A 22264-nucleotide genomic window follows, 5' to 3' on the forward strand; every position below is an offset into this window, starting at 1 on the left:
TTCAAAAATAACTAATTTTAAGAATGCTGTGCAATACAAACCTTGTCAAGTACAGTGGTTTTCTCTTACAACTTCCTAACAATTCTACCAATAAATCCATACATCCTAAAAAATGGCTTTAAGTTTGCTATTAAACGCATTCCAGCCATTCACCATTCGTTCCCATACCGAACGGTCACTTCCCTCTTCAGGTTCCTCAACAGCTTCTTGTAACTCGCTTTGGCTAAACATAAGCAAACCAGCTGCTGTTGCATACATTGATCGACGCAATGCAGCTTGGTGCTGATCATCAGCATACACCTGCAACGGTGGATTACCTAAATGAGCAGACACGCCTAACATACGACGCGCTAAACTTACCATACCTTCAATTTGGCAAGCATCGCCTGTTAATACAACACCATGATATAAACCATGAATTGCACCGCTTTGTTCGAGTTCTTCGCGAATATGGCTAAAGATCTCTTCATAACGGGCAATAATAATTTCTGACAACTCAATTCGACTAATGGTTTGAGGGCCATCGATACCTTCTACCTGAATCATGTGATCAGGTTTAACAGCACTCAGATCAACACAGCCATGCAGAATTTTAATGCGTTCAGCTTCTTCAGTCGTTGTCTGCAACACGGCAGCAATATCACGAGTAACATGCTCGCCGCCTCGCTGTAACGTACGCGCTAATGCTAAACGACCATCTAAATAAACTGCCAGATTGGTAATGCCTGCGCCAATATCAACCAGACAAACACCATATTCTTTTTCATCTTTAAGCAAACTTGCTTCAGCAGTTGCCAAGCAAGAAACCACCATTTTCTCAACCCCAATGTTCGCACCTTTCATTGCACGATCAAGGTTTTGCATGGTAGCAATCGGCATCATCATCAACTGATAATGACCAGTCATGCTATGAGCAGTCATATTGATTGGGTTTTGAACCCATTCAGCAGAGTCACCTAACTCAAAACCTAGTGGTACTGCACTCGCTAAATAATAGTCAGAAGTCACATGGCTTGCTTTTGCTAATTCTAATGCACGCACAACTTCATTCGTTGTAATCACATGCGCTGGATTAGCAACCGGTGTACGACCAGAGGCATAGAAACTTTGCAACTCGGTACTCGGAATAGACACCCATGCACTATGAATGCGACACTCGGCCATATTCTCCGCTTCAGCAACGGCGTTTTTAATCGCAGCAATGACTTTATCGAGACTTACAATTTTTCCTTTGTTCATGCCTCGATTGCGAGCAGTCGCCATACCGATAACCTGAATGTTATCCGGCGCATGAATTTTTCCAATCAAAACTGAAACTTTATGCGTCCCAATGTCAATCGCAACAACTGAGGGAACAGCTTCACTCATCACTCATACCATTTCTTTGTTGTCTAATACCAGGCAAATTGCCTATTTTAAAGCCACGTATTATGGCTTTGCTTTTGTACCACCTGCAATGCTTGTGTCATCACTCGTTACAACAAACTGACCATTCACAATTTTAGGTGGAGTTGCATTCTTCCATTGAATAGATAATCCATTACGATATCGCAAATCAATGGCTGAGATTTTCGTCCACACAGGTTTTAGGTCAGATTGTGCCAAGTGACTTAAACGTTGCAATTTATTCATCGTTTGGTCTTGGTCAACAATAATTCGTAAACCAGAGTCAAACTGCATAAACCAAGTCATTCGCTCTGTTAGATATAACTCTTTTAAACGCAAATTAACAGGATGGAATAACTGATTAATTTCATTATAGCGTCGCATCATCATTTTAGACTGGCTTACCGGGCCATGTAACAGCGGAAGCTCAGGATGAAGTCTCGGTTCTGCCTCACTAAATACATCGCCACCATCGCTTAATAAGCGACCTGTTCCCCAACGGGCGATAGCATGTCGAGGCATAACACGAACGCGAATACCATTTGGCCAAGCACGAGATACAACAACTCGGTCTACCCACGAAATTTCTAATGCTTTATCTCGGATCTGCTCTAAGTCAGATGTAAAGTAATTATCTTTTACAATGGGTTGCACATATCGCATCACTTGCTGGGTTTCAACTGGAGTTGTTGAACCTACAACTTCAAGTTTTGCGACAGTTGCATCAGTAATAACTTTATATAGCCCGTAAATTCCGACCGCCAAGACCAAAAAGGCAATAACCAGCAACACCCATCCGCCGGCATTGGCAAGCTTCTGCTTACGCGTAGGCGTTTTTTCATGAATGGAGGTAATGGCCGCACGTTTACGGCGCATGGAAGCCGGAAGTTGTGCCATATTTAAGCCGTACCTTCCAATGTTTGCTCAAGAATTGCGACACATAGTTGGTCAAAGCTATAACCTACAGCTTTGGCAGCCTTAGGCACAAGCGAATGACTAGTCATACCTGGCACGGTATTTACTTCTAAAAGCCAGAAATTACCTTGCTCATCCTGCATTGCATCAATACGGCCCCAACCTTCTGCACCCACGGCTTGAAAAGCACGTAAACTTAAGGCTTGTAATTTTTTCTCTTCTGCGTCACTCAGACCACAAGGAATACCGTACTCGACATCATTACGCTCATATTTTGCTTCATAGTCATAAAAAGCAACATCTGCTGGTGGCTGCAAACGAATAACAGGTAAAGGCTGGCCATTTAAGAATGAAATCGTAAATTCACGACCTGTAATCCACTTCTCTGCCATAACTACAGCATCGTGCTGAGTTGCTTTTTCAATTGCTGGCGCAAAATCTTCAGCTTTCTCAACTTTACTCATGCCTACGCTTGAACCTTCATGCACAGGCTTGATAATCATTGGCAAACCTAATTCGGCAATCACCGAATCCAGATCAGTTTCTTTAGTAATAATACGATATGGTGCAGTTGGTAAATCGCTACCTTGCCAGATTTGCTTGGTTTTGACTTTATCCATGCCAATCGCAGAACCTTGTACACCTGTTCCTGTATAAGGAATATTTAACCACTCAAGCACACCTTGGATCTGACCATCTTCACCACCACGACCATGCAAGACAATAAATGCACGATCATAGTTTACAAGTTCAGTGACACTACGGTCTTGCGGATCAAATGCCTCAGCCTGAACACCTGAATTTAACAAAGCGTCCAAAACTGCTTGACCACTATCTAAAGACACAGCACGCTCAGCCGATTTTCCACCAAGTAACACAGCAACTTTGCCGAATTTTGTAGCATTTGACACGTTTAAATCCTTAACCCGATAATTCAATACTTTTTTGTTTATTTCACATACAAATGGTGCTGTGCAAGTTCTACTGAAATTGCTCCCACGTTACCTGCACCTTGTGTTAATAACAAGTCATTTGGTTGTAACACATTTTGCATGATGTTTTGCAAATTACCTTCAACAGGATCAACCAAAATCGGTTCAACCTGACCACGCAAGCGAATACTACGTGCCAAAGTACGACTGTCTGCACCAACAATTGGCTTTTCGCCAGCCGGATAAACTTCCAATAATAATAATTGATCTACTTGTGACAGTACTTCAATAAAGTCATCGAAACAATCACGCGTACGTGAATAACGGTGAGGTTGGAAAAGCATCACTAAACGGCGATCTGGATGGCTTTGACGAGCTGCTTTAATGGTTGCTTCCACTTCTTTCGGATGATGTCCATAGTCATCGACTAATTTCACATTACCTTCACCAAGCTCAAATTCACCTTGTACCTGGAAGCGACGTCCAACACCGCTAAAGCCTTTTAATGCTCGGCTAATTGCATCATCTGAAACGCCTTCATCGGTTGCAACACCAATCGCAGCCAATGCATTTAAAATATTATGCAGACCTGGTTGATTGATCGTTAGGCGTAATGGCTCACGTCCTTTACGTAACACTGTAAAGTGCGAACGCATACCGTCTTGTTCCACATCAATCGCACGAATGTCATTATCTTCGTTAAAACCATAAGTAATAACCGGACGACCCACACGCGGTAAAATTTCACGAATATTGGCGTCATCACCACAAACTACCGCTAAACCATAAAACGGTAAGTTATGTAAGAACTGTACGAAGGTATCTTTTAATTTATCAAAGCTACCTTCATAGGTGTCCATATGGTCAGCATCGATATTGGTTACAATCGCTGCCATTGGCTGTAAATAAAGGAATGAAGCATCTGATTCATCAGCTTCAGCAACAATAAAACGGCTCTCGCCAAGTGCTGCATTTACACCAGTACTGTTAAGCAAACCGCCGATCACATAAGTTGGATCAAGGTTTTCTTCAGCTAACATCGTGGTTAACAAGCTGGTTGTTGTCGTTTTACCATGAGTACCTGCTACCGCAATACCATGACGGTAACGCATGAGTTCACCAAGCATTTCTGCACGACGTACAATCGGAGTACGTTGTTCAATCGCCGCTTTAATTTCCGGATTTTCTCGATCAATAGCAGTTGAAACCACAAGAACATTGGCGTTTTTAATATTTTCTGCTTCGTGTCCGATATAGACCTTAATGCCATTTTCTTCTAATTGTTGTGTAGTTTTAGAAGCTTTAATATCTGAACCGGAAATTTTATATCCTTGGTTAGCTAACACCTCAGCAATACCACACATACCTGCACCACCAATACCCACAAAATGAATGTGTTTGATACGGCGCATTTCAGGCACTTTAATCAATTTTTTTGCTTGGTTTGCAGCTGTTGTTGGAGACATAGTAAATCCGATTACATTTTTTGAATAAGATCAACCACATGCTGAGTTGCATCTGGTTGGGCATGTTGACGCGCTTTCACTGCCATTTCTGTAAGTAACTGGCGGTTGGTCAGCGTAGTAAACAATTGATTTAAAACATCTGGCGTCATAGTCGATTGCTGGCAAATTTTTGCAGCACCGACATCGGCCAGAAATTTGGCATTTGCAGTTTGGTGGTCATCTACCGCAATAGGAAGCGGTACGAATACTGCCGCCACACCTGCGGTTGCAACTTCAGTCACAGTTAAAGCACCAGCACGGCAAATAATGAGGTCTGCTTCACTATATGCCTTTGCCATATCTTCAATAAAAGGTAGAACCTGCACCGTTAAGTTTGCTGGCGCATCTGCGTACAACGCTTGAGTTGCCTCAACTTGTTGCTGACCACACTGATGAAAAATATTGAGGGGAACTTGAAGTTGTTTTAATGCTGGAGGTAAACGCTCATTGAGTGCTTTGGCACCTAAAGAGCCGCCAACAATAAGAAAATTTAATGGCTGGCCCGCTTGCGCACGCTCATCATAGCGCCACTTTGGGCTTAAAATATCTGTAATTTCACGGCGTACCGGATTTCCAGTGGTCACCACTTTTTCACTGACAGGAAAAGTATTGGGAAATGCTTCGCATACTACTTTCGCCACACGGGATAACTGTGCATTGGTAAAACCTGCAACTGCATTTTGCTCGTGAATAAGTACAGGAATACCTAATAAACGCGCCGCTAGGCCACCCGGCCCTGCGACATAACCACCAAAGCCAGCAACCGCATCAACCTTAAGCTGTTTCATATAGCGCATAGCGCTAAAAGTTGCTTTTAAGATTTTAAAAGGCGCAGCAAGCTTACGAATGACTCCGTTTCCACGTACACCTTGAATATCAATTTGATATATTGGAATATTTTGATCTTTTAATAAACGATTTTCCATACCTATTGGCGTGGCTAACCATGAAACCTGACAACCTTGTTGTTGAAGTTGTTTGGCTACGGCGAGGGCTGGAAAAACATGTCCACCAGTACCGGCAGCCATCATCATGACATGTTTAGGTTTGCTTTGCTGTGAATCGGTCACGGTCTAATTCTTCAACTCAAAAAACAATGGAAATTGTCATCTATTTTTGTAGCCGTTTATTTTAATCCTAAAGCTTCATTAACGAAAAGCGAATTTCACTCGTTTATAACAGAAAGATGTGCTTTTTTGAAAATATGCCTACAAAGCCAAGCGTATTTCATATTGTGATTTTATTAATTCATATATTTTTAGGTGATTTCCCATTATTAACAGAGGAAATCACCTAAAGTAGATATTTATGCAGGACGACCCGCTTCTAATACATCAAATAAATCATCGGCAATCGATGTACCAAACTGAGCATCAATTTCACGAATACAGGTGGGGCTGGTCACATTAATTTCAGTGACATAATTGCCAATCACATCTAGTCCAACAAGAATTAAACCTTTTTCACGTAAGAAAGGCCCAATTTTAGCCGCAATCATCTTATCGTTTTCAGTCAGTGGACGAGCTTGGCCTAAACCACCAGCCGCCAAGTTACCGCGGACTTCACCATTTTGCGGAATACGTGCTAGACAGTAAGGAATAGGTTCACCATTCACCATTAAAATACGCTTATCCCCTTCTACAATTTCAGGAATATAACGCTGTGCCATAATTGGGCGAGTACCTAATTCTGTCAGCATTTCTAAGGTAGAACCAATATTTACACCGTCTTGGTACAAACGAAAAATACCCATTCCACCCATACCATCAAGTGGCTTAACAATTACATCGCCATGCTCTTTAATAAATTCGCGAATCAAACCCTGTTGTGATGTCACAAGTGTAGGCACTTGTAGCTCTGGAAATTGCGTTGCAAAGAGTTTTTCATTGCAATCACGCAGTGACTGAGGTTTGTTGATAATCCATGAACCTTCGCGTTCAGCTTGCTCAAGCACGTAAGTTGTATAGACAAAATTCATATCAAACGGTGGGTCTTTACGCATGAGTACAACGTCATAAGCAGCAATAGACTCTTTTCTCTTTTCGCCTAGCTCATAGTAATGACTGTAATCTTCAAATACTTCTAAGGGAGAGATTAGACCGTAAGCCTTACCTTGATCGATATATAAATCTTGCTGTAATGCATAACCCAATTCATGTCCACGACGGCTCGCCGCCCACAACATTGCCATGGTTGAATCCTTTTTCAGATTTACGGTTTCAATCGGATCCATGACGACAAGTACACGCATGCTCAAGCTCTTCTTAAAATTTAAATTAGCATGAGTATAACTGAGATTTTTCACTGGTTTTTCTTAATTTCAGTAAAACCTTATCTGTTATTTCTTTATCTTGAACTCAGGTAAATTCAGTTAAACTATGACCATAAAATATTATTTTTAAAGGCTAAAGATGAAACTTTATCGCTATTTAACAGGCCCAGATGACTCAGCCTTTTGTGCGCGAGTCACTAAAGCACTAAATCATGGTTGGGAGTTATATGAAGCACCAACCATGACTTTTAATGGCACTCAAGTGATTGTGGGTCAAGCCATTTGCAAAACAATTGATGAAAACTATGATCCAGAAATGGACATTTTAGATGTGCTCAAAAACAATGCTTAACTCCAAGGGTACTTTTAACAACGAAGTACCCCCCTTCAGAACCTTATTCATAAATAAAACTAATTATTTACCTTAAGAACCACTCTTTAGCACATAAATTATATTTTAAAATCAATAATTAAAAATCGATCACGACAATTTTATAGGCAATAGTTCTTTTATTCTAAACAATTAAATGATTATAATTATCATTTATACTTTTATTTTTGTTAACTGATTTTATTTTTATGTTAAGAATTTCTATATCATCTCCCCAAATTAAAAGCTCTTTCCCACTGAGCCTACTCAGTTTAATGATCTTGAATACTCAAGTTGCCTACGCAGAAGACTTGGCTGACTCATCATCAAAAGTTGCTGCTGTCATGCCAACCATAAAAATTGAGGCCATGAGTGAGCTCGACCCCATTAAAAGTTATATCGACTATGACAAAGCCAATGTCACCCGTAATGGCTTGGACAAAAAAGATATTCCTCAAACTGTTGATACCATTGATGTTCAGAAATATAAAATTTATGGCTCAAACGATTTAAGCGTGATGTTGCAAGGCACACCCGGAGTTTCCACCAACTACGATATGCGCGGTGATGGGATTACTATTCGGGGTTTTGGTGCTGATACAGGTGATATTTACCGTGATGGAATACGTGAAAGTGGGCAAGTACGACGTAGTACAGCCAATATTGAACGTATTGAAATTTTAAAAGGCCCTGCTTCTGTTTTATATGGGCGTAGTGCCGGTGGTGGAGTTGTAAATATGGTGAGTAAGTTCGCCAATTTTGACTCTAAAAGCTCAGTGGGTGCTTATGCAGGTTCTTACGATAACTACGGAACAACGGCCGACATCAATCAAGTCCTCAATAATAATCTAGCAGTACGTTTGACTGGAGAATATGGCGAAACGGGCAGCTTCCGTTCTGGTATTAAAAATAAAATAGAGATGCTCTCTCCAAGCTTCACTTATAAAAATGATGATGAAACGCTGACTTGGACCACACAATATACCTATGACAAATTAGGCCGAGTTCCTGATCGTGGGCCAACGCGTGACAATCTGCCTATAGGTACATCTATCAAAACAGGATTTGCCCAAGATCGCGATTATGTGGATGATATTTTGCAAGTCGTTCGTACCGACGTAAATTATCAATATGCTCCCGATTGGAACTTCCACTGGGCAGCAAGTTACCGCCAAGCAGAACAGAACTTTGATCATTTTTATTTTGGAACTTATTGTGGACTAGATGGCAAAGACTTAAAAGGCAAAACCTGTACAACTAAAAAAGGATACATCAATCAAATTTACTACTGGCAACAAACCAGCAATAAGACCACGACCAATACATTTGATATTAAGGGTAAGTTCAAAACAGGTCAGTTTGAACACCAAATTATGGTCGGCACAGACTGGACCTATGAACAACGAGAACCTCGTCTAGCCAATAAAACCCAAAATGGTTCAGCCATTTATGGTTATGTTAATCCCCTGACTGGTGAACGAGAATACAGCCGCGGCAATGGTCCCCTTTTGATTAGCCAACATAACTATAATGAAGGCACAACTTATGGGATATTTGCTCAGGATTTAATTGGTTTAAATGACCAACTTAAACTCATGGTGGGGCTACGCTACGATTATTTTGATTTTTCAACCACCAATAAACTCAATAACGACCATCGTAATGTAAAAGACAGCAGTTTTAGTCCAAATGTGGGTTTGATATGGCAACCCGTTCCAGAACATAGTTTTTATACATCTTATTCTAAAAGCTTTGCACCGTTCGGTGGACAAATGGGTGTTAACCAAGTTACTGGAAGCACCGATGTCGCAAAAATGGATAAAGAGCCTCAATATAACGAGCAATACGAAGTCGGTGTAAAAAGCGAATGGCTAGATAATCGCTTAAATACCCAACTTTCTGTTTTTGATATTCGTAAAAATAATATTCGCTATAAACCAAACCCAGACAGTGAGCCAGATGTATGGGCAACTGCTGGTCAGCATCAATCTCGTGGTCTCGAATTTAGCTTTATTGGTCGTGTACTTGATAATGTCTTTGTCCGCGGTGGTTATGGTTATACCGATGCAAAAGTAAAAGAAGATAAGCAAAATCCTGAACGAGAAGGCAATTATTTAGCTAACACATCTAAGAACACAGGTAATTTATTTGTTCGCTATTTACCAACCGAACAGTGGTATACCGAAGTAGGGGTGACCTATGTAGGATCTTATTATCCAAATATTAATAATCAAGTAAAAATGGAAGGCTTTAACCGTGTCGATGCAGCAATTGGTTATAGTGCGGACCCTTGGAATGTCACACTTGCGGTAAATAACCTAACCAATAAAGAGTACTGGCGTTCAGATAGCATGCCAGGCACACCACGTAATGTGTTATTGCGTTTGAATTATCAGTTTTAAGTAAGTAAAAAAAAGGCATCCCCCTATTTAGAGGTATGCCTTTTTCTTTTTAGATACCGTATTTCTCGCGATAAGCTTGCATATTGGCTAGCGCTTCTTTTTCGCCTTTTGCTTCTAAATAATCCATTAAATCTTTCATAGTAATCAGTGCATGCACAGGAATTTCTAATTCTTTTTGAACTTCTTGAATTGCAGAAAGTTCACCTTGACCACGTTCTTGACGATCTAATGCCACTAAAACACCCGCAATAGTTGCACCAGCATTTTTCAAAATCGTTACCACTTCACGAATAGCAGTACCCGCGGTAATTACGTCATCAATAATCCAGACTTTCTTACCTTCAACCGCAGCACCCACTAAAACACCACCTTCGCCATGATCTTTCGCTTCTTTACGGTTAAAGCCCCATGGCACACTTTTGTTATGCACTTGCGACAGAGCAACAGCAGTCGCTGCTACAAAAGGAATACCTTTGTAAGCTGGTCCAAAAATCACGTCAACATTTTCGCATTGTGTTAATTTATCGGCATAGCCTTGCGCTAAAAGAGATAAAGCTTCACCATCGTTGAGTAGGCCTGCATTAAAAAAATAAGGACTCACGCGTCCAGATTTTAAAGTAAACTCACCAAATTTAAGCACACCGCGTGATAATGCGAGTTCGATAAATGCTTGCGGGTTAAATGACACAGGCGTTGTCATGAGGTGCTCCAAATTCACAATTGAGGTTAAATTTTCGCATGATACCAAAGGATCAGTATCCAAGTGATGTAAAAATTCTTCGAGTCGTTTCCATTAACGTAAATGGCTTACGTTCTTCAGTAACGAAAGGCTTACTTGAATGGTTAGAACAATCCGATGCCGATGTCGTATGCATGCAGGAAAGCCGCATTACCCATGAACAATGGACTGAAAAGTTTAGACCCGAAGGATGGCATACCCATCTGTTTCCAGCAGAGCGTGCAGGCTATGCAGGTACTGCAATTTATAGCCGCTTACCCTTCGTTTCTATTAAAGATGGTTTAGGGTTTGAATTGGCCGATAGTCAAGGCCGCTTCATTTCTGCCGAATTTGATTTAGGTTTGTCACATCCCGTACATATTGCATCATTATACTTACCTTCGGGCTCAAGTGGTGAAGAAGCGCAAGCACGTAAAGATTTATTTTTAGGCGAATATGCAAAAATCTTAAAACAGTGGCGTGATGAAAATAAGTCAATCATTATTTGTGGCGATTACAACATTGTTCATAAACGAATTGATATTAAAAACTGGTCAGGTAACCAAAAATCGTCTGGCTGCTTGCCGCATGAACGTGCATGGCTTGATCATATTTATGATGAACTTGGTTATGTAGATAGCTTCCGCTTAGTCAGAACAGAAGCAGAATTGTACTCATGGTGGTCAAATCGCGGTCAAGCCCGTGCGAAAAATGTAGGTTGGCGTATTGACTATCAAGCTTGCTCACCAGACTGGAAATCACGTACAGTAAATGCATGGGTTTATAAAGATCAATGGTTTAGCGACCATGCCCCAGTAATTATTGATTATAAAATTCAAGAGTAAGTGAACACATGTTCACTTACATTGTCGCTTTCGCTTACAGCACATGTCGTTTTTGAGTATTTTTCTTACACACGTTTAACGGCATTATAGCCCCACGGCACAGGGAAGCAGTCAGGATGACGCAAAAGGATAGGACGCCGTAGGAAGATAAAATAAACTTAGATTAAGTTTATTTGCAAGGATGTGACAATGGACGTTGAAATGAGACCCGCATGATCAGGATGATTAAATGCGGGTTTTCTCTTTTCTATCTCTTATTTTTTGCGCTAAGTTCTTTTAGTTTTTTCATTTCTTCTTATTGAGCTCATTATTACCTTGTCTTATGACAGTAACATGACATTTCTTATTATTTTAATCATTATTTTTCATTTGTTTTAAAAGTATCTGTATAAAGTAGTGCTCAAATGCGTTTTGGGTTAGGCTGTGTGTTCTTTCTTTTTGACATGGTCCGATAAAATGTTAAAAATTTATGGTATTAAAAACTGCAACTCAATGAAAAAAGCTTTCGATGCCTTACAAGCAAAAGGTCTAAGCTACGAATTTCACGATTATAAAAAACAAGGGATCGATGCAGATACCCTAAAAACTTGGTTACAAGAAATTGGGCAAGATACGGTTCTCAACAAGAAAGGCACCACGTGGAGAAAATTGTCTGAAGAAGAGCAAACTCGTGCCTTAAGCAGCGAAGATCATCTTATTGAAGCACTGATTGCACAGCCAAGTTTAATTAAACGCCCAGTTCTACAAACGTCTAAAGGTTTTTTAGTCGGCTTTGATGAAACAGCCTATCAAAATTTAAGTGCATAAAAAAACGAGCCAAATGGCTCGTTTTTTTATTTATAGTCTTAATTAGCACGAATCCACGTTTGGTTACGGCCCAGAGCAGAAACACCAATATAACCACGTAATTTAAGCTTTTTACCACCGTCAGCTAACTCACCTTTTAATTTGTAAGTTTTGCCAGATTTCGGGTCTAAAATTGTACCGTTTTCATAACTGGTACCACCTACATTTTTTAAATTATGTACAATGGTCACACCTTTAAGCGGTTTATTTTTATACGGCCCTTCACATTTTGTACACGAATTTTCTTCACCTGGTGTCAAAATGTTTTGAATGGTTGCAGTTAAGGTTCCATCCTTCTGTTCCGTAAACTTTACTACGGCTTTGGGCTTATTGGTTTGGTCATCAATCGTTTTCCATACCGTTCCGTTTAGTGGGTCAGCCGCATTGGCAAATGCAGCCATACCAACAAGTCCTAAAGCTAAAGCAATCTTTTTCATTTTTGTAATATCCTTGGGTCTTTCAAGACTTCAGTATTCAAAACTCGCAACGATATTGCAATTTTTGAATGTGACTGTTTCGTGTAACCTTGTAACCTTGAAAAATAAAATTTATAGGGAAACAAGTTATTAACATAAGCGGATACTATATGAATATACCAAACGTTTTAAAATATTACTTAACAGAAAAATTCCTTAAAACAGCCATTCGTACCCCAAGTCAGTTGAATTTACCTCCAACTGTTCTACGTCCTATGCTTGACCAACTTTGCAGGGCTTTTCCAAAACAAAAAGATGTAACCGTTCGGCCAATCCGCCTTGCAGGTATTAAAGGTGAAGAAATTAAAGCTCAGGATTCAGCGACCCAGCTTATATTTCATATTCACGGCGGAGCTTTTTTTCTGGGAAGTTTAAAAACCCATCATGCTTTCATGACAGATTTGGCAGCTCGCACTCAAATGCAAATTATTCATGTGGACTATCCGCTTGCACCGGAACATCCATATCCTGAGGCGACCGAAGCACTGTATGACATTTATCAATCTTTATTGGTTCAGGGCATTCAACCCAAAGATATTATTTTATCGGGCGACTCATGTGGGGCCAATTTAGCTTTGGCACTATGCCTACGCTTAAAAGAGCAACCTGAACTTATGCCAAGCGGCTTAATTTTATTGTCGCCTTTTTTAGATTTAACGCTGACCAGTGAATCTTTAAGATTTAACCAAAAACATGATGCCCTGCTTTCTTTTGAAGCCCTCCAAATAGGCATTCAACATTATATTGGCAATCATATTGCAGCAGATGATCCACGGGTTTCACCTCTTTTCGATAACTTAGAAGGTTTGCCGCCAACTTTAGTACAGGTAGGTTCTAAAGAAATTTTATTAGACGACGCAAAACGTTTTAGAGAAAAAGCTGAAGAAGCAGGTGTCAAAGTCCATTTTAAACTTTACACAGGTATGTGGCATAACTTTCAAATGTTTAATGCTTGGTTCGATGAAGCAAAACAAGCGATGGCTGATATTGCCGAGTTTGCCCATGAACTTGATCAAACTTAATTTAAATAAATGAAGGGATGAATCTTAACGACTTGTCACTTTACCTGATTTATAAAAACCTTAATCTTAAGGTTTAATGAGTGAATCATGATATGTTTAGGTTATGAATCACTCAAACTCTCCCACTTTAGGATGGTCCTGACTAAGAGACATCTCTATTTTGGAGTTCTTTTATTATTATGAAAATCCGATTAATCACTGGGCCTATAAATAAAATAAAACATGTGATTCTCGAATTCATCCATAACAATCACATTATTAACTGGACGCCTTTACAAAAAAGCGCCTTGATGCTCGTACTCGCCTGTGCAATGAATTTTAGTTGGCTTTTATGGAAAGGCTATATTTTAATGATGCCTAGTGTCTGGCAATGGGCAAATTTACCTTTAGTCAAATCACAACTCTGGCTCAATTTAATTACCTTACTTTTGTTAGCTTTACTCATTATTCCGTGTTACCGCTACAAAGACCAAGATTGGGCTCAAAGAATTGTCCCGCTCATTAGCGTACAAGTCTTTATGCTCATGCTGTGCCATGATGGTTATTTAATTGGTAGCATTAGTCCCGCCACAATGGTTGGTTATGTCGGGACTATTGGGGTAGGTCTGGTTTTATTTGAAAGAAAAATTGTTTATAGCGCTTTTATACCAGCAACGATTATTTTAGCAGTATGTACTTATTTAAGTATGAATGGGGTTATTCCCTACGCTCCACTTTTTAACTTTACGGCATTTCGACATGCTCAAACCAATCCATTTTGGTTAGGAAGTATGCTGTTTTTTATTATGCCGATTTTAGTCGTTTGTTTTGTTCTATTTGAAATATTACTGACCCAATGGCGCCAACGAGAAACTTATATTCAGGACTTAAGCCAACTTGACCCACTAACCAATGTATTAAATAGACGAAGTTTAAATAGTCATCTTGATGCACTTCATGAGCAACAGTTTGATTACGCGCTAGTACTTCTCGACATAGACCATTTTAAAAAAATTAATGATGTATATGGTCATCATCAGGGCGATGAGGTTCTGATTGAAATCGCCCAATGCTTGTCAAAAAACTTGCGTAATGAAGATGTTATTGGTCGATTTGGTGGAGAGGAATTTATTTTATTACTTCCTCATACCGATATTATTCAAGCGGAAAAAATTGCTGAACGTTGCAGACAATCTCTACAAGAACTTTCTATCTTCACTAATCAAAATAACCAGATTCATGTCAGTGCAAGTTTTGGTATTAGCAGCTCCGCTTTTGCAAATGATCCCTACCTTGTGATTCGTCAGGCAGATCAGGCGCTCTATGCAGTCAAAGCTTCAGGGCGCAATCAGGTGTGTACTTTTCAACAAATGACCCACATAGAATCAATTTGACTATTTAGCTTTCGATAAGCTTGCAAGCTGCTGCAAAAGCTCTTGCTGACTAAATGCACCTGTTAAACGTAAAGAGCGAATTTCTTGTCGCTGCCCGTTTAAAAAGAGATACGTCGGCGGTCCAAGAATATTCCACTGCTTGAGCAGAGCTTCGTGTGACTGATCATAGTGACTCAAATCAAGCTTAATGAGATAGTAAGGCGCAAGAGCTGACTGAACTTCGGCTGCTTTTAAAATACGGTGTTCAATAGGCTGGCAAGCCACGCACCAATCTGCGTAGACATCTATCACAATCGCTTGATCAGCAGGTGCTGCTGCTAAAATTTTCTGAAAGTCGGCTGCTGTAGTCGCGACATGCCACGTAGCCATATGTTCAGAACTTTGCAAACTGCGATTTTGAAAATGTTGATACTGGTTGTAAGCAACAAATGGAGTAACCAGTAAAAGTAAAAGTGCATAGAGCCACTGTAGCTGCCCTTTTTTCCAAAAGAACTGATAAACAGCATAAGCTATAAAAGCGAGCCCTAATACTAGGCTAAGAACTTGCATGCCCCAATCTGGCAATAAAGGGCGAATAAAATAAAGGCTTAGGCCCAACATCAGAAAAGCAAAAATCACTTTAATCTGATGCATCCAGTCGCCCGCTTTAGGCAAGAATTTAGCCCCTAATATGCTCGCGAGCAATAAAGGAATCCCCATCCCAAAACCTAGACAGAATAAAAGCAAAGCACCTTGCCATTGGTTTTGGGTTTGGGAAATAAATAATAAGGTTCCAGCCAGAGGTGCCGTCATGCATGGGCCAACCAAGAGCGCAGAAACCACACCCATGACACCTGCACCAACCAAAGTGCCGCCTTGTTGCATAGACTGAATACGATCAAGTCGATTCAACCATGTTTGCGGTAAACGAATCTCAAACAGCCCAAACAGGTTTAGTGCAAAAACTACGAATAGCAAACTAAACGCGATCAGTGTGGCAGGTTGTTGTAGCCAGCGCTGGAAATTTAGCCCTGCTGAAGAAGCAATTAAGCCTAGACCTGCATAAACCAATGCCATGCTACATACAAAAGTAAGCGCAATTGTCCAAGCTTTTAAACCTTTATGCTCACGAATAATCAGTGAAGTTAAAATCGGCAGCATGGGTAAGGAACATGGTGTAAATGCGAGCAGCATGCCCAAACCTAAAAATAATAAAACACCATACCAAAGTGAATGCTCAATTAATTTAGCCGACCAAATCTGATCTTGTGCAATTTGGGGAGCAGTCGCCTCAGTATTAGCTTCTGAGCTTGTCTGATTATCTAAAGAATCTTGAGATGCTGATGATGTATTTGCCAAATCTAACAAGCGTTTTGGTGCTGTACCCGCCTGATTTTGCACACCGACCAATCCGTCTGCATCGGTTTGAAATTCGATGGTTTGAGGTGGATAACAAATCCTGTCTTTGGCACAACCTTGCCATGTTACCTTGTAATGTTCTGAAGGTTTGGTCTTAATTTGGAAATTGATTTGATGATAATAAACCTGACTTTGCCCATAGTTTTCATCATATTGAGAAACGGCTTTAGGCAAATTTAAAGCTAAAGGTTGAGTACCCTGCTGGACAGTAAATTTATGCTGATACAAATAATAATTCGGCTGAATCTGCCACGATAATTTCGCAATATGCGATTGTGGAGACTCAACCGAAAATGAAAAAGCCTGTTCTGGTGACAGTAGCTTATCTTCTGCAAAAACAAACTGGCTCAATACAAAAGTAGCGACTGCTAGAAAATAAATAATTCCCTGAGAAATAAGCTTTTTCATTAACATCAATTCAAGTTGGTTTTATCAGAATAAGAATGCCATACCTAAGCCACCACGGTAGCCCTTATCTTGACCATCCAAATCGACACCTACACTTGCATCAAGTTGAGTACGTTTATTGAGTGCGTAAATTAAACCTGTGCCTAAGCTATATTGGTAGTCTTGGCTTTCAGCTTTACGGTAAACAAATTCCGAATATCCTGAAAGTTTACCGGCAATTTTATAGTTAATTGTTGGAATCGCAGTCACAGCCCAGTTGCTGTTTTGCACTTCGTAACGCATCGTAATAGCAGTATTAATCAAATCATTATATTGATAAGCCACTGCTGAACTTAAGCTATAAATGTCGTCATGCGCACTAAACTCATCATTACCTGTTGCAATGAGCGCTTGAGCCAACACAGCCATTGTTAAATTTTCATCATTTAAATCAATAGCTCTTTTTAAGCCGATGCTTACATCACCTAAACCAGAGGTATCTGTCGTTTTACCTGCACGTTTGGTTTGAGTCCAACCCGGACCTTGCCAACCTAATTGTAATTCTAAGTCTTTAGCCAAACCTGTACGGAACAACATATCTCCATTTACAGTTACGGTTTTTTGTTTCACGCCATCAACAGTTGACTCTGTATAAGTTGCACTTGGTAAACCTTGTTCCCAAGCTAACTGCCCCACTGGCGTAATCCCTGTTCCGAAGCCTGAACCTGGACGGTCAAACGAGAACTCTGCGGCAAAACTACTTCCTGCAGCAACAGTGGTCAGAGCAAAAGTTAAAATTTGAAATGTTCTCATTCTATATTCCAATCAAGTAGTTAGTTCTTTTGACATTTTTGCTCCATGATGGCGCAATAACTCTAGTGTTTCACGCTCTTCTTGAAGCGCTTCTGACCAATCTATTTCATCAAAATCACAATCAAAGAACAACTGACTGATTGAAGATAAAATGGTGAGTCCTTCTTCATCACGTGTGTTTGGATCAACTTTTTCATCGAGTAAACGTTGAACCGCCGGCGCGCATGCTGAACTTGCTGCATCCCATAGTGGACCATAAAATTCTTCTGCATCCCAAAGATGAACATTTGCCTTTGCCTTAATTAAGGCTTCAAGAATATCGAGATATACTTGTAAGGCTTGTTGCTTTTCTTCTTTTGATAATGGTGTACCAGCTTCATAAGCTTCCGAAACATTTTCCCACCATTTAAAAATTCCATCACAAATAATTGATACTGGCGGTCCTTGTTCCGGATCAATAAAATTTGGATCAAGCCCCTCAGCAAGTAATTTTTGTACTTGCGTAAGTTCTAATTCTTCTATGGCTTTAATTAAAGCCTGCTGCTGGGTGGTTAACATGACCATCTCTCAAAAATATATTAGCGCTATTATGCCTAATCTCTTATGCAGATTTTAGGGGTCAATCGCATTGCATTGCAAATCTAAAGTTGTGAAGAGTTTTTATTAATTTTTTTAATTCTGCATAAAAAAAGCCCCGCAGGGCTTTTTTACAATCTTTTATACTTCATCATCAATGAATTCAGGATGTCCACCTCTCGGGTGCTCCTTTTTCTCAAAAGTATGTTCAAGGCTACGTTTTAGTTTTTCAATCGCGCCATGAATTGAAGCATCGATATTGCCTGCCTTATGGTGTACTGCAACTGGTTTCAAACCAGCAGGACGTGCTTCGATCATACATTGAATGTCTTTGTCGCCACCTTTGTCCCCATTTTCATCGCTAAAATGAACCGAAAAATGCGTAATACGCTCGCTATGACGCTGGAATTCTTGGGCAAGTTCTGCACGTACATAAGTAATTAAACGTTCGCTATTTTGGATGTTTTTATCTGTGCGGATTTCTATATTCATAAATACCATCCTCTCTTTCTTACTGTGGATCTTTTCTATGCAAAACTTTTTTATGTTGGCATGTTTTAAGCATGCATGAACCGACTTCAATTGTACATTTTGATGGTGTAATGGTTTGTTATCTCCTAACTTAAACGTACTGGTTTTAATTTATTTTGAAGATCTTCATACCTTCAATATCAGTCCATCTATAAAAATATGCAAGCTGATTTTTTAAATTTTTATGAAAAATTGAACAAAAGGAGAACAATTGTGAACGAATCTTATCTATCTGGAGCCGAGCTTATTGCACAGATTCAAAAGTCTCCTTATTCACGTGATTTAATCGGTTATCACGGTCAACCACCACAGGTGAAATGGCCCAATAATGCTAAAATTGCCGTGCAATTTGTCTTGAATTATGAAGAAGGTGGCGAAAAACATATTGAGCACGGCGATGATGGCTCAGAGCAGTTTTTATCAGAGATTATTGGTGCTGCAAGCTATTCAGCTAAACATATGTCGATGGACTCTATGTACGAATATGGTTCGCGGGCAGGCTTTTGGCGCATTCATGCTGAATTCCAAAAACGGAAGCTTCCAATGACCATTTTTGGTGTTGCAATGGCACTTGTTCGCAACCCATATATTGTCGAAGCGATTAAGCAAGCTGATTATGATGTAGTTTCTCATGGCTACCGCTGGCTTCACTATCAAGATACCGACATTGAAGTCGAAAAACAGCATATGAAACAAGCTTTGTCGGTTCTAGGAAACTTATTTGAAAATAAAACTATAGGTTGGTACACGGGACGCGATAGCCCTCATACCCGTCAGTTACTTGCAGAATTTCCACAAATTCAATATGACTCTGATTATTATGGTGATGACCTGCCTTTTTGGACGACGCTCACCAATGCTGCGGGTACAACTCGCCCTCATCTCATTATTCCTTACACTCTAGAATGCAACGACATGAAATTCTGCTCACCGGGTGGATTTAATAATTCAGAACAGTTTTTTCAATATTTAAAAGATAGTTTTGATGTGTTGTATGCAGAAGGTGAAACTGCACCAAAAATGATGTCGATTGGAATGCACTGCCGTATTTTAGGGCGTCCAGGTCGTTTTAAAGCATTACAAAAATTTCTAGACTATATTGAAATGCATGATCGTGTCTGGATCTGTCGCCGTCAGGATATTGCAGAGCATTGGTATAAAAATCACATAATTCAATAATTGATTTTTAATTTTCTAAACTCATCAGCGAAACACAAACTACTCTTGGCACTGTTATTGCTAAAACTCTATATGACAACCATGAGTTTAGGTATGACAGTGTTTTTAGCCGAGTTTAATCAAGCCCCACCCGACCAACTCAAGACGCTGTTAAACAACTGCGCCCATATTCCAACTTGGGCCGAAAAAATTATTTCAGAACGCCCCTACTCATCAACATCAGTTCTTCTAGGGCATGCAGAACAATTAAGCCATACGTGGTCATGGCAAGAAATACAAACTGCTTTAGCCACCCATCCAAAAATTGGTGAACGGCAAGCAAAAAAACAGCTTAATGCAAAAGAACAAAATTTTTCAGCTCAAGAACAAGCTGGCATTTCCTTAGATGAACAAACACAACAAGCCCTACTGCAAGGCAATCTTGAGTATGAACAGAAATTTGGTTTTATTTTTTTAATTAAAGCAGCGGGCCTTAGTAGCAACGAGATTTTAAAAAAACTCCATCAACGTCTTCAAAACAACTTAGCTATAGAGAAAACAGTTGTACATGAGCAACTCGCAGCAATTGCTCTATTACGCCTATCTCAGGAAATACAAGCATGATCAGCACTCATATTTTAGATACGAATTTAGGTAAACCGGCTGCACAGGTCGAAGTGAAGTTATTTCATGCAGCAACTCATGAACTAATTGCCAAAGCAACGACTAATCAAGATGGGCGGGTGAGTGATTTTGGAATAACAGTCTTTGCAAAAGGTGCTTATCAGCTTGAATTTGAAATTGCGCCTTATTTTTTCTCACAGCACATCAAAACTTTTTTCCCGCGTGTTTGTATTCAATTTTTTATAGAAGACATTAACCAGCATTACCACATTCCATTACTGATTAGTCCGTTTGCCTACTCCACTTATCGCGGTAGCTAACAAAATATAAATAGGAGAAAAATATGAACCATCGACAAAAAAATGCGATTTCTCCAGAGCATGAATATTTAGGAATCTCCAAAAGTTTTGCTTACGGTTTGCAGCATGTGCTCACCATGTATGGTGGCATTGTGGCCCCACCACTGATTATTGGAACAGCGGCTGGTTTAAGCTCAGCACAAGTCGGGATGCTCATTGCAGCAGCCCTATTTGTAGGTGGATTAGCAACGCTGATACAAACCATTGGAACCAAATATCTAGGCGCAAAATTACCTCTGGTGCAGGGGGTCTCTTTTGCGGGTGTGGCAACGATGGTCGCCATTATTACCACGGGTGGCGGCTTACCTGCGGTTTATGGGGCAGTCATTGTAGCCTCTCTGCTTGGACTTTGCCTTGCACCCTACTTTTCAAAAATCATTCGTTTTTTTCCACCTGTTGTAACGGGGTGCGTCATCACTATTATTGGACTATCTCTGTTACCCGTTGCAATTCGCTGGATGATGGGGGGCAACGACAAAGCACCCAACTGGGGAAGCGTAGAAAATATCTCTATAGCTCTCATGACCCTAGGCATAGTCATTGTTTTAAATATGCTGCCGCAAGCAGGCATTCGTCGCTTATCTATATTATTAGCGATCGTGGCTGGCACCATACTTGCCTACTTCATGGGCTTTGGTGATTTTAGCCAAGTGAGCTCAGGCGCTTGGATGCAATTCCCACATTTATTTGCATTTGGTCTACCAACTTTCGAACTCAGTGCAATCTTATCGATGCTGATTGTGACCTTAGTGATTATGACTGAAACCACAGCCGATATTATTGCTGTCGGAGACATTGTAGGAACTGAGGTCGATTCAAAACGTATCGCAAATGGTGTTCGTGCAGATATGTTCTCAAGTGCTGTTGCTCCTATTTTTGGTTCATTTATGCAAAGTGCTTTTGCACAAAACGTAGGACTGGTGGCAATTACAGGTATTAAAAGCCGATTTGTCGTGGCAGCAGGCGGTGTCATTCTGATTATTTTGGGACTATTGCCTGTTATGGGTCGCCTTATTGCCGCAATTCCCATGCCGGTACTCGGTGGTGCAGGTTTGGTCTTGTTTGGGTCGGTTGCAGCAAGTGGAATTCGCACTTTGGCAAAAATTAATTATAACGATCAGAAAAATTTAATTATTGTCGCGACCGCTTTATCGGCAGGAATGATTCCAATTATTAACCATGAATTTTATGCTCATTTTCCAGTTTGGGTACAAACTCTTTTTCATTCAGGTATTAGTTCAACTTGTATCTTTGCTATCTTATTGAATTTATTATTTAATCATTTTCCTGTATTTCGTAGCTCGCCAACCCCACATTTAAGCCAAACAATAAACACGCGAAACACACACTAATGAG

The 22264-nt window shown here is 40.1% G+C and carries 22 protein-coding genes; 10 read left to right on the forward strand and 12 right to left on the reverse strand.

Going from position 1 to position 22264, the window contains the following annotated elements:
* Positions 1–105: 105 nt before the first annotated feature.
* From ftsA to gshB, 6 genes are all read right to left on the reverse strand, one after another.
* Positions 106–1368, reverse strand: a complete 1263-nt coding sequence (ftsA, locus tag ABLB96_RS01870; RefSeq protein WP_348896518.1) for a cell division protein FtsA — start codon at positions 1366–1368, stop codon at positions 106–108.
* A 60-nt stretch (positions 1369–1428) separates the two neighbouring features.
* Positions 1429–2283 carry a cell division protein FtsQ/DivIB gene (locus ABLB96_RS01875; RefSeq protein ID WP_348896519.1) on the reverse strand — a complete coding sequence of 285 codons (855 nt, stop codon included), beginning with the start codon at positions 2281–2283 and terminating at the stop codon, positions 1429–1431.
* Between the two features lie 2 nt (positions 2284–2285).
* Positions 2286–3212, reverse strand: coding sequence for a D-alanine--D-alanine ligase (locus tag ABLB96_RS01880; RefSeq protein WP_348896520.1), 927 nt, complete (start codon positions 3210–3212; stop codon positions 2286–2288).
* Between the two features lie 38 nt (positions 3213–3250).
* Positions 3251–4699 (reverse strand): UDP-N-acetylmuramate--L-alanine ligase, encoded by a 1449-nt coding sequence (gene murC, locus ABLB96_RS01885; protein ID WP_348896521.1) that lies wholly within the window; start codon positions 4697–4699, stop codon positions 3251–3253.
* Positions 4700–4710: 11 nt separating this feature from the next.
* Positions 4711–5808, reverse strand: coding sequence for an undecaprenyldiphospho-muramoylpentapeptide beta-N-acetylglucosaminyltransferase (murG, locus tag ABLB96_RS01890; protein ID WP_348896522.1), 1098 nt, complete (start codon positions 5806–5808; stop codon positions 4711–4713).
* A gap of 236 nt (positions 5809–6044) precedes the next feature.
* Entirely contained in the window at positions 6045–6989 is a 945-nt protein-coding gene (gene gshB / locus ABLB96_RS01895; protein ID WP_348896523.1) for a glutathione synthase, read from the reverse strand.
* A 160-nt stretch (positions 6990–7149) separates the two neighbouring features.
* Between gshB and ABLB96_RS01900 the strand changes: the two genes are divergently transcribed.
* Positions 7150–7362 carry a DUF1737 domain-containing protein gene (locus ABLB96_RS01900; RefSeq protein ID WP_077163725.1) on the forward strand — a complete coding sequence of 71 codons (213 nt, stop codon included), beginning with the start codon at positions 7150–7152 and terminating at the stop codon, positions 7360–7362.
* A gap of 227 nt (positions 7363–7589) precedes the next feature.
* Positions 7590–9782, forward strand: coding sequence for a TonB-dependent siderophore receptor (locus tag ABLB96_RS01905; RefSeq protein ID WP_348896524.1), 2193 nt, complete (start codon positions 7590–7592; stop codon positions 9780–9782).
* 49 nt (positions 9783–9831) lie between these two features.
* Here the strand turns inward: ABLB96_RS01905 and pyrE are convergent, their stop codons facing one another.
* Positions 9832–10482 (reverse strand): orotate phosphoribosyltransferase, encoded by a 651-nt coding sequence (gene pyrE / locus ABLB96_RS01910; RefSeq protein WP_174730911.1) that lies wholly within the window; start codon positions 10480–10482, stop codon positions 9832–9834.
* Between the two features lie 38 nt (positions 10483–10520).
* Here pyrE and ABLB96_RS01915 point away from each other — a divergent pair, with 38 nt between their 5' ends.
* Both ABLB96_RS01915 and ABLB96_RS01920 read left to right on the forward strand, forming a co-directional pair.
* The gene (locus ABLB96_RS01915) at positions 10521–11345 is read left to right on the forward strand and encodes an exodeoxyribonuclease III (protein WP_348896525.1); all 825 of its coding nucleotides are present in this window, start codon (positions 10521–10523) and stop codon (positions 11343–11345) included.
* 456 nt (positions 11346–11801) lie between these two features.
* The gene (locus ABLB96_RS01920; RefSeq protein ID WP_348896526.1) at positions 11802–12152 is read left to right on the forward strand and encodes an arsenate reductase; all 351 of its coding nucleotides are present in this window, start codon (positions 11802–11804) and stop codon (positions 12150–12152) included.
* Between the two features lie 38 nt (positions 12153–12190).
* Here the strand turns inward: ABLB96_RS01920 and ABLB96_RS01925 are convergent, their stop codons facing one another.
* Positions 12191–12628, reverse strand: a complete 438-nt coding sequence (locus tag ABLB96_RS01925; RefSeq protein ID WP_348896527.1) for a DUF2147 domain-containing protein — start codon at positions 12626–12628, stop codon at positions 12191–12193.
* Positions 12629–12777: 149 nt separating this feature from the next.
* Between ABLB96_RS01925 and ABLB96_RS01930 the strand changes: the two genes are divergently transcribed.
* Positions 12778–13689, forward strand: a complete 912-nt coding sequence (locus ABLB96_RS01930; protein WP_348896529.1) for an alpha/beta hydrolase — start codon at positions 12778–12780, stop codon at positions 13687–13689.
* A gap of 179 nt (positions 13690–13868) precedes the next feature.
* Entirely contained in the window at positions 13869–15062 is a 1194-nt protein-coding gene (locus ABLB96_RS01935; RefSeq protein WP_348896530.1) for a GGDEF domain-containing protein, read from the forward strand.
* Here the strand turns inward: ABLB96_RS01935 and dsbD are convergent, their stop codons facing one another.
* From dsbD to ABLB96_RS01955, 4 genes are all read right to left on the reverse strand, one after another.
* Positions 15063–16874, reverse strand: a complete 1812-nt coding sequence (dsbD, locus tag ABLB96_RS01940; RefSeq protein ID WP_348896531.1) for a protein-disulfide reductase DsbD — start codon at positions 16872–16874, stop codon at positions 15063–15065. It abuts the gene before it with no gap.
* An 18-nt stretch (positions 16875–16892) separates the two neighbouring features.
* Positions 16893–17660, reverse strand: a complete 768-nt coding sequence (locus tag ABLB96_RS01945) for a transporter (RefSeq protein ID WP_348896532.1) — start codon at positions 17658–17660, stop codon at positions 16893–16895.
* A 12-nt stretch (positions 17661–17672) separates the two neighbouring features.
* Positions 17673–18218, reverse strand: a complete 546-nt coding sequence (locus tag ABLB96_RS01950) for an ankyrin repeat domain-containing protein (protein WP_348896533.1) — start codon at positions 18216–18218, stop codon at positions 17673–17675.
* Positions 18219–18377: 159 nt separating this feature from the next.
* On the reverse strand, positions 18378–18728 hold the full coding sequence (locus tag ABLB96_RS01955; RefSeq protein WP_348896534.1) for an HPF/RaiA family ribosome-associated protein: 351 nt from the start codon (positions 18726–18728) through the stop codon (positions 18378–18380).
* Positions 18729–18980: 252 nt separating this feature from the next.
* Between ABLB96_RS01955 and puuE the strand changes: the two genes are divergently transcribed.
* The 4 genes from puuE (at position 18981) to ABLB96_RS01975 (ending at position 22260) form a co-directional block, all read left to right on the forward strand.
* Entirely contained in the window at positions 18981–19946 is a 966-nt protein-coding gene (gene puuE / locus ABLB96_RS01960) for an allantoinase PuuE (RefSeq protein ID WP_348896535.1), read from the forward strand.
* Positions 19947–20045: 99 nt separating this feature from the next.
* Positions 20046–20549 carry a 2-oxo-4-hydroxy-4-carboxy-5-ureidoimidazoline decarboxylase gene (gene uraD, locus ABLB96_RS01965; RefSeq protein WP_348896576.1) on the forward strand — a complete coding sequence of 168 codons (504 nt, stop codon included), beginning with the start codon at positions 20046–20048 and terminating at the stop codon, positions 20547–20549.
* Positions 20546–20869 carry a hydroxyisourate hydrolase gene (uraH, locus tag ABLB96_RS01970; protein ID WP_348896536.1) on the forward strand — a complete coding sequence of 108 codons (324 nt, stop codon included), beginning with the start codon at positions 20546–20548 and terminating at the stop codon, positions 20867–20869. Before uraD ends, uraH begins: the two co-directional genes overlap by 4 nt.
* A 23-nt stretch (positions 20870–20892) precedes the next feature.
* A complete protein-coding gene (locus ABLB96_RS01975) occupies positions 20893–22260 on the forward strand; it encodes a nucleobase:cation symporter-2 family protein (RefSeq protein ID WP_348896537.1) in 1368 nt (455 codons plus the stop codon).
* Positions 22261–22264: the final 4 nt, after the last annotated feature.

It is taken from the genome of Acinetobacter sp. XH1741 (assembly GCF_041021895.1).
Taxonomy (GTDB): Bacteria; Pseudomonadota; Gammaproteobacteria; order Pseudomonadales; family Moraxellaceae; genus Acinetobacter.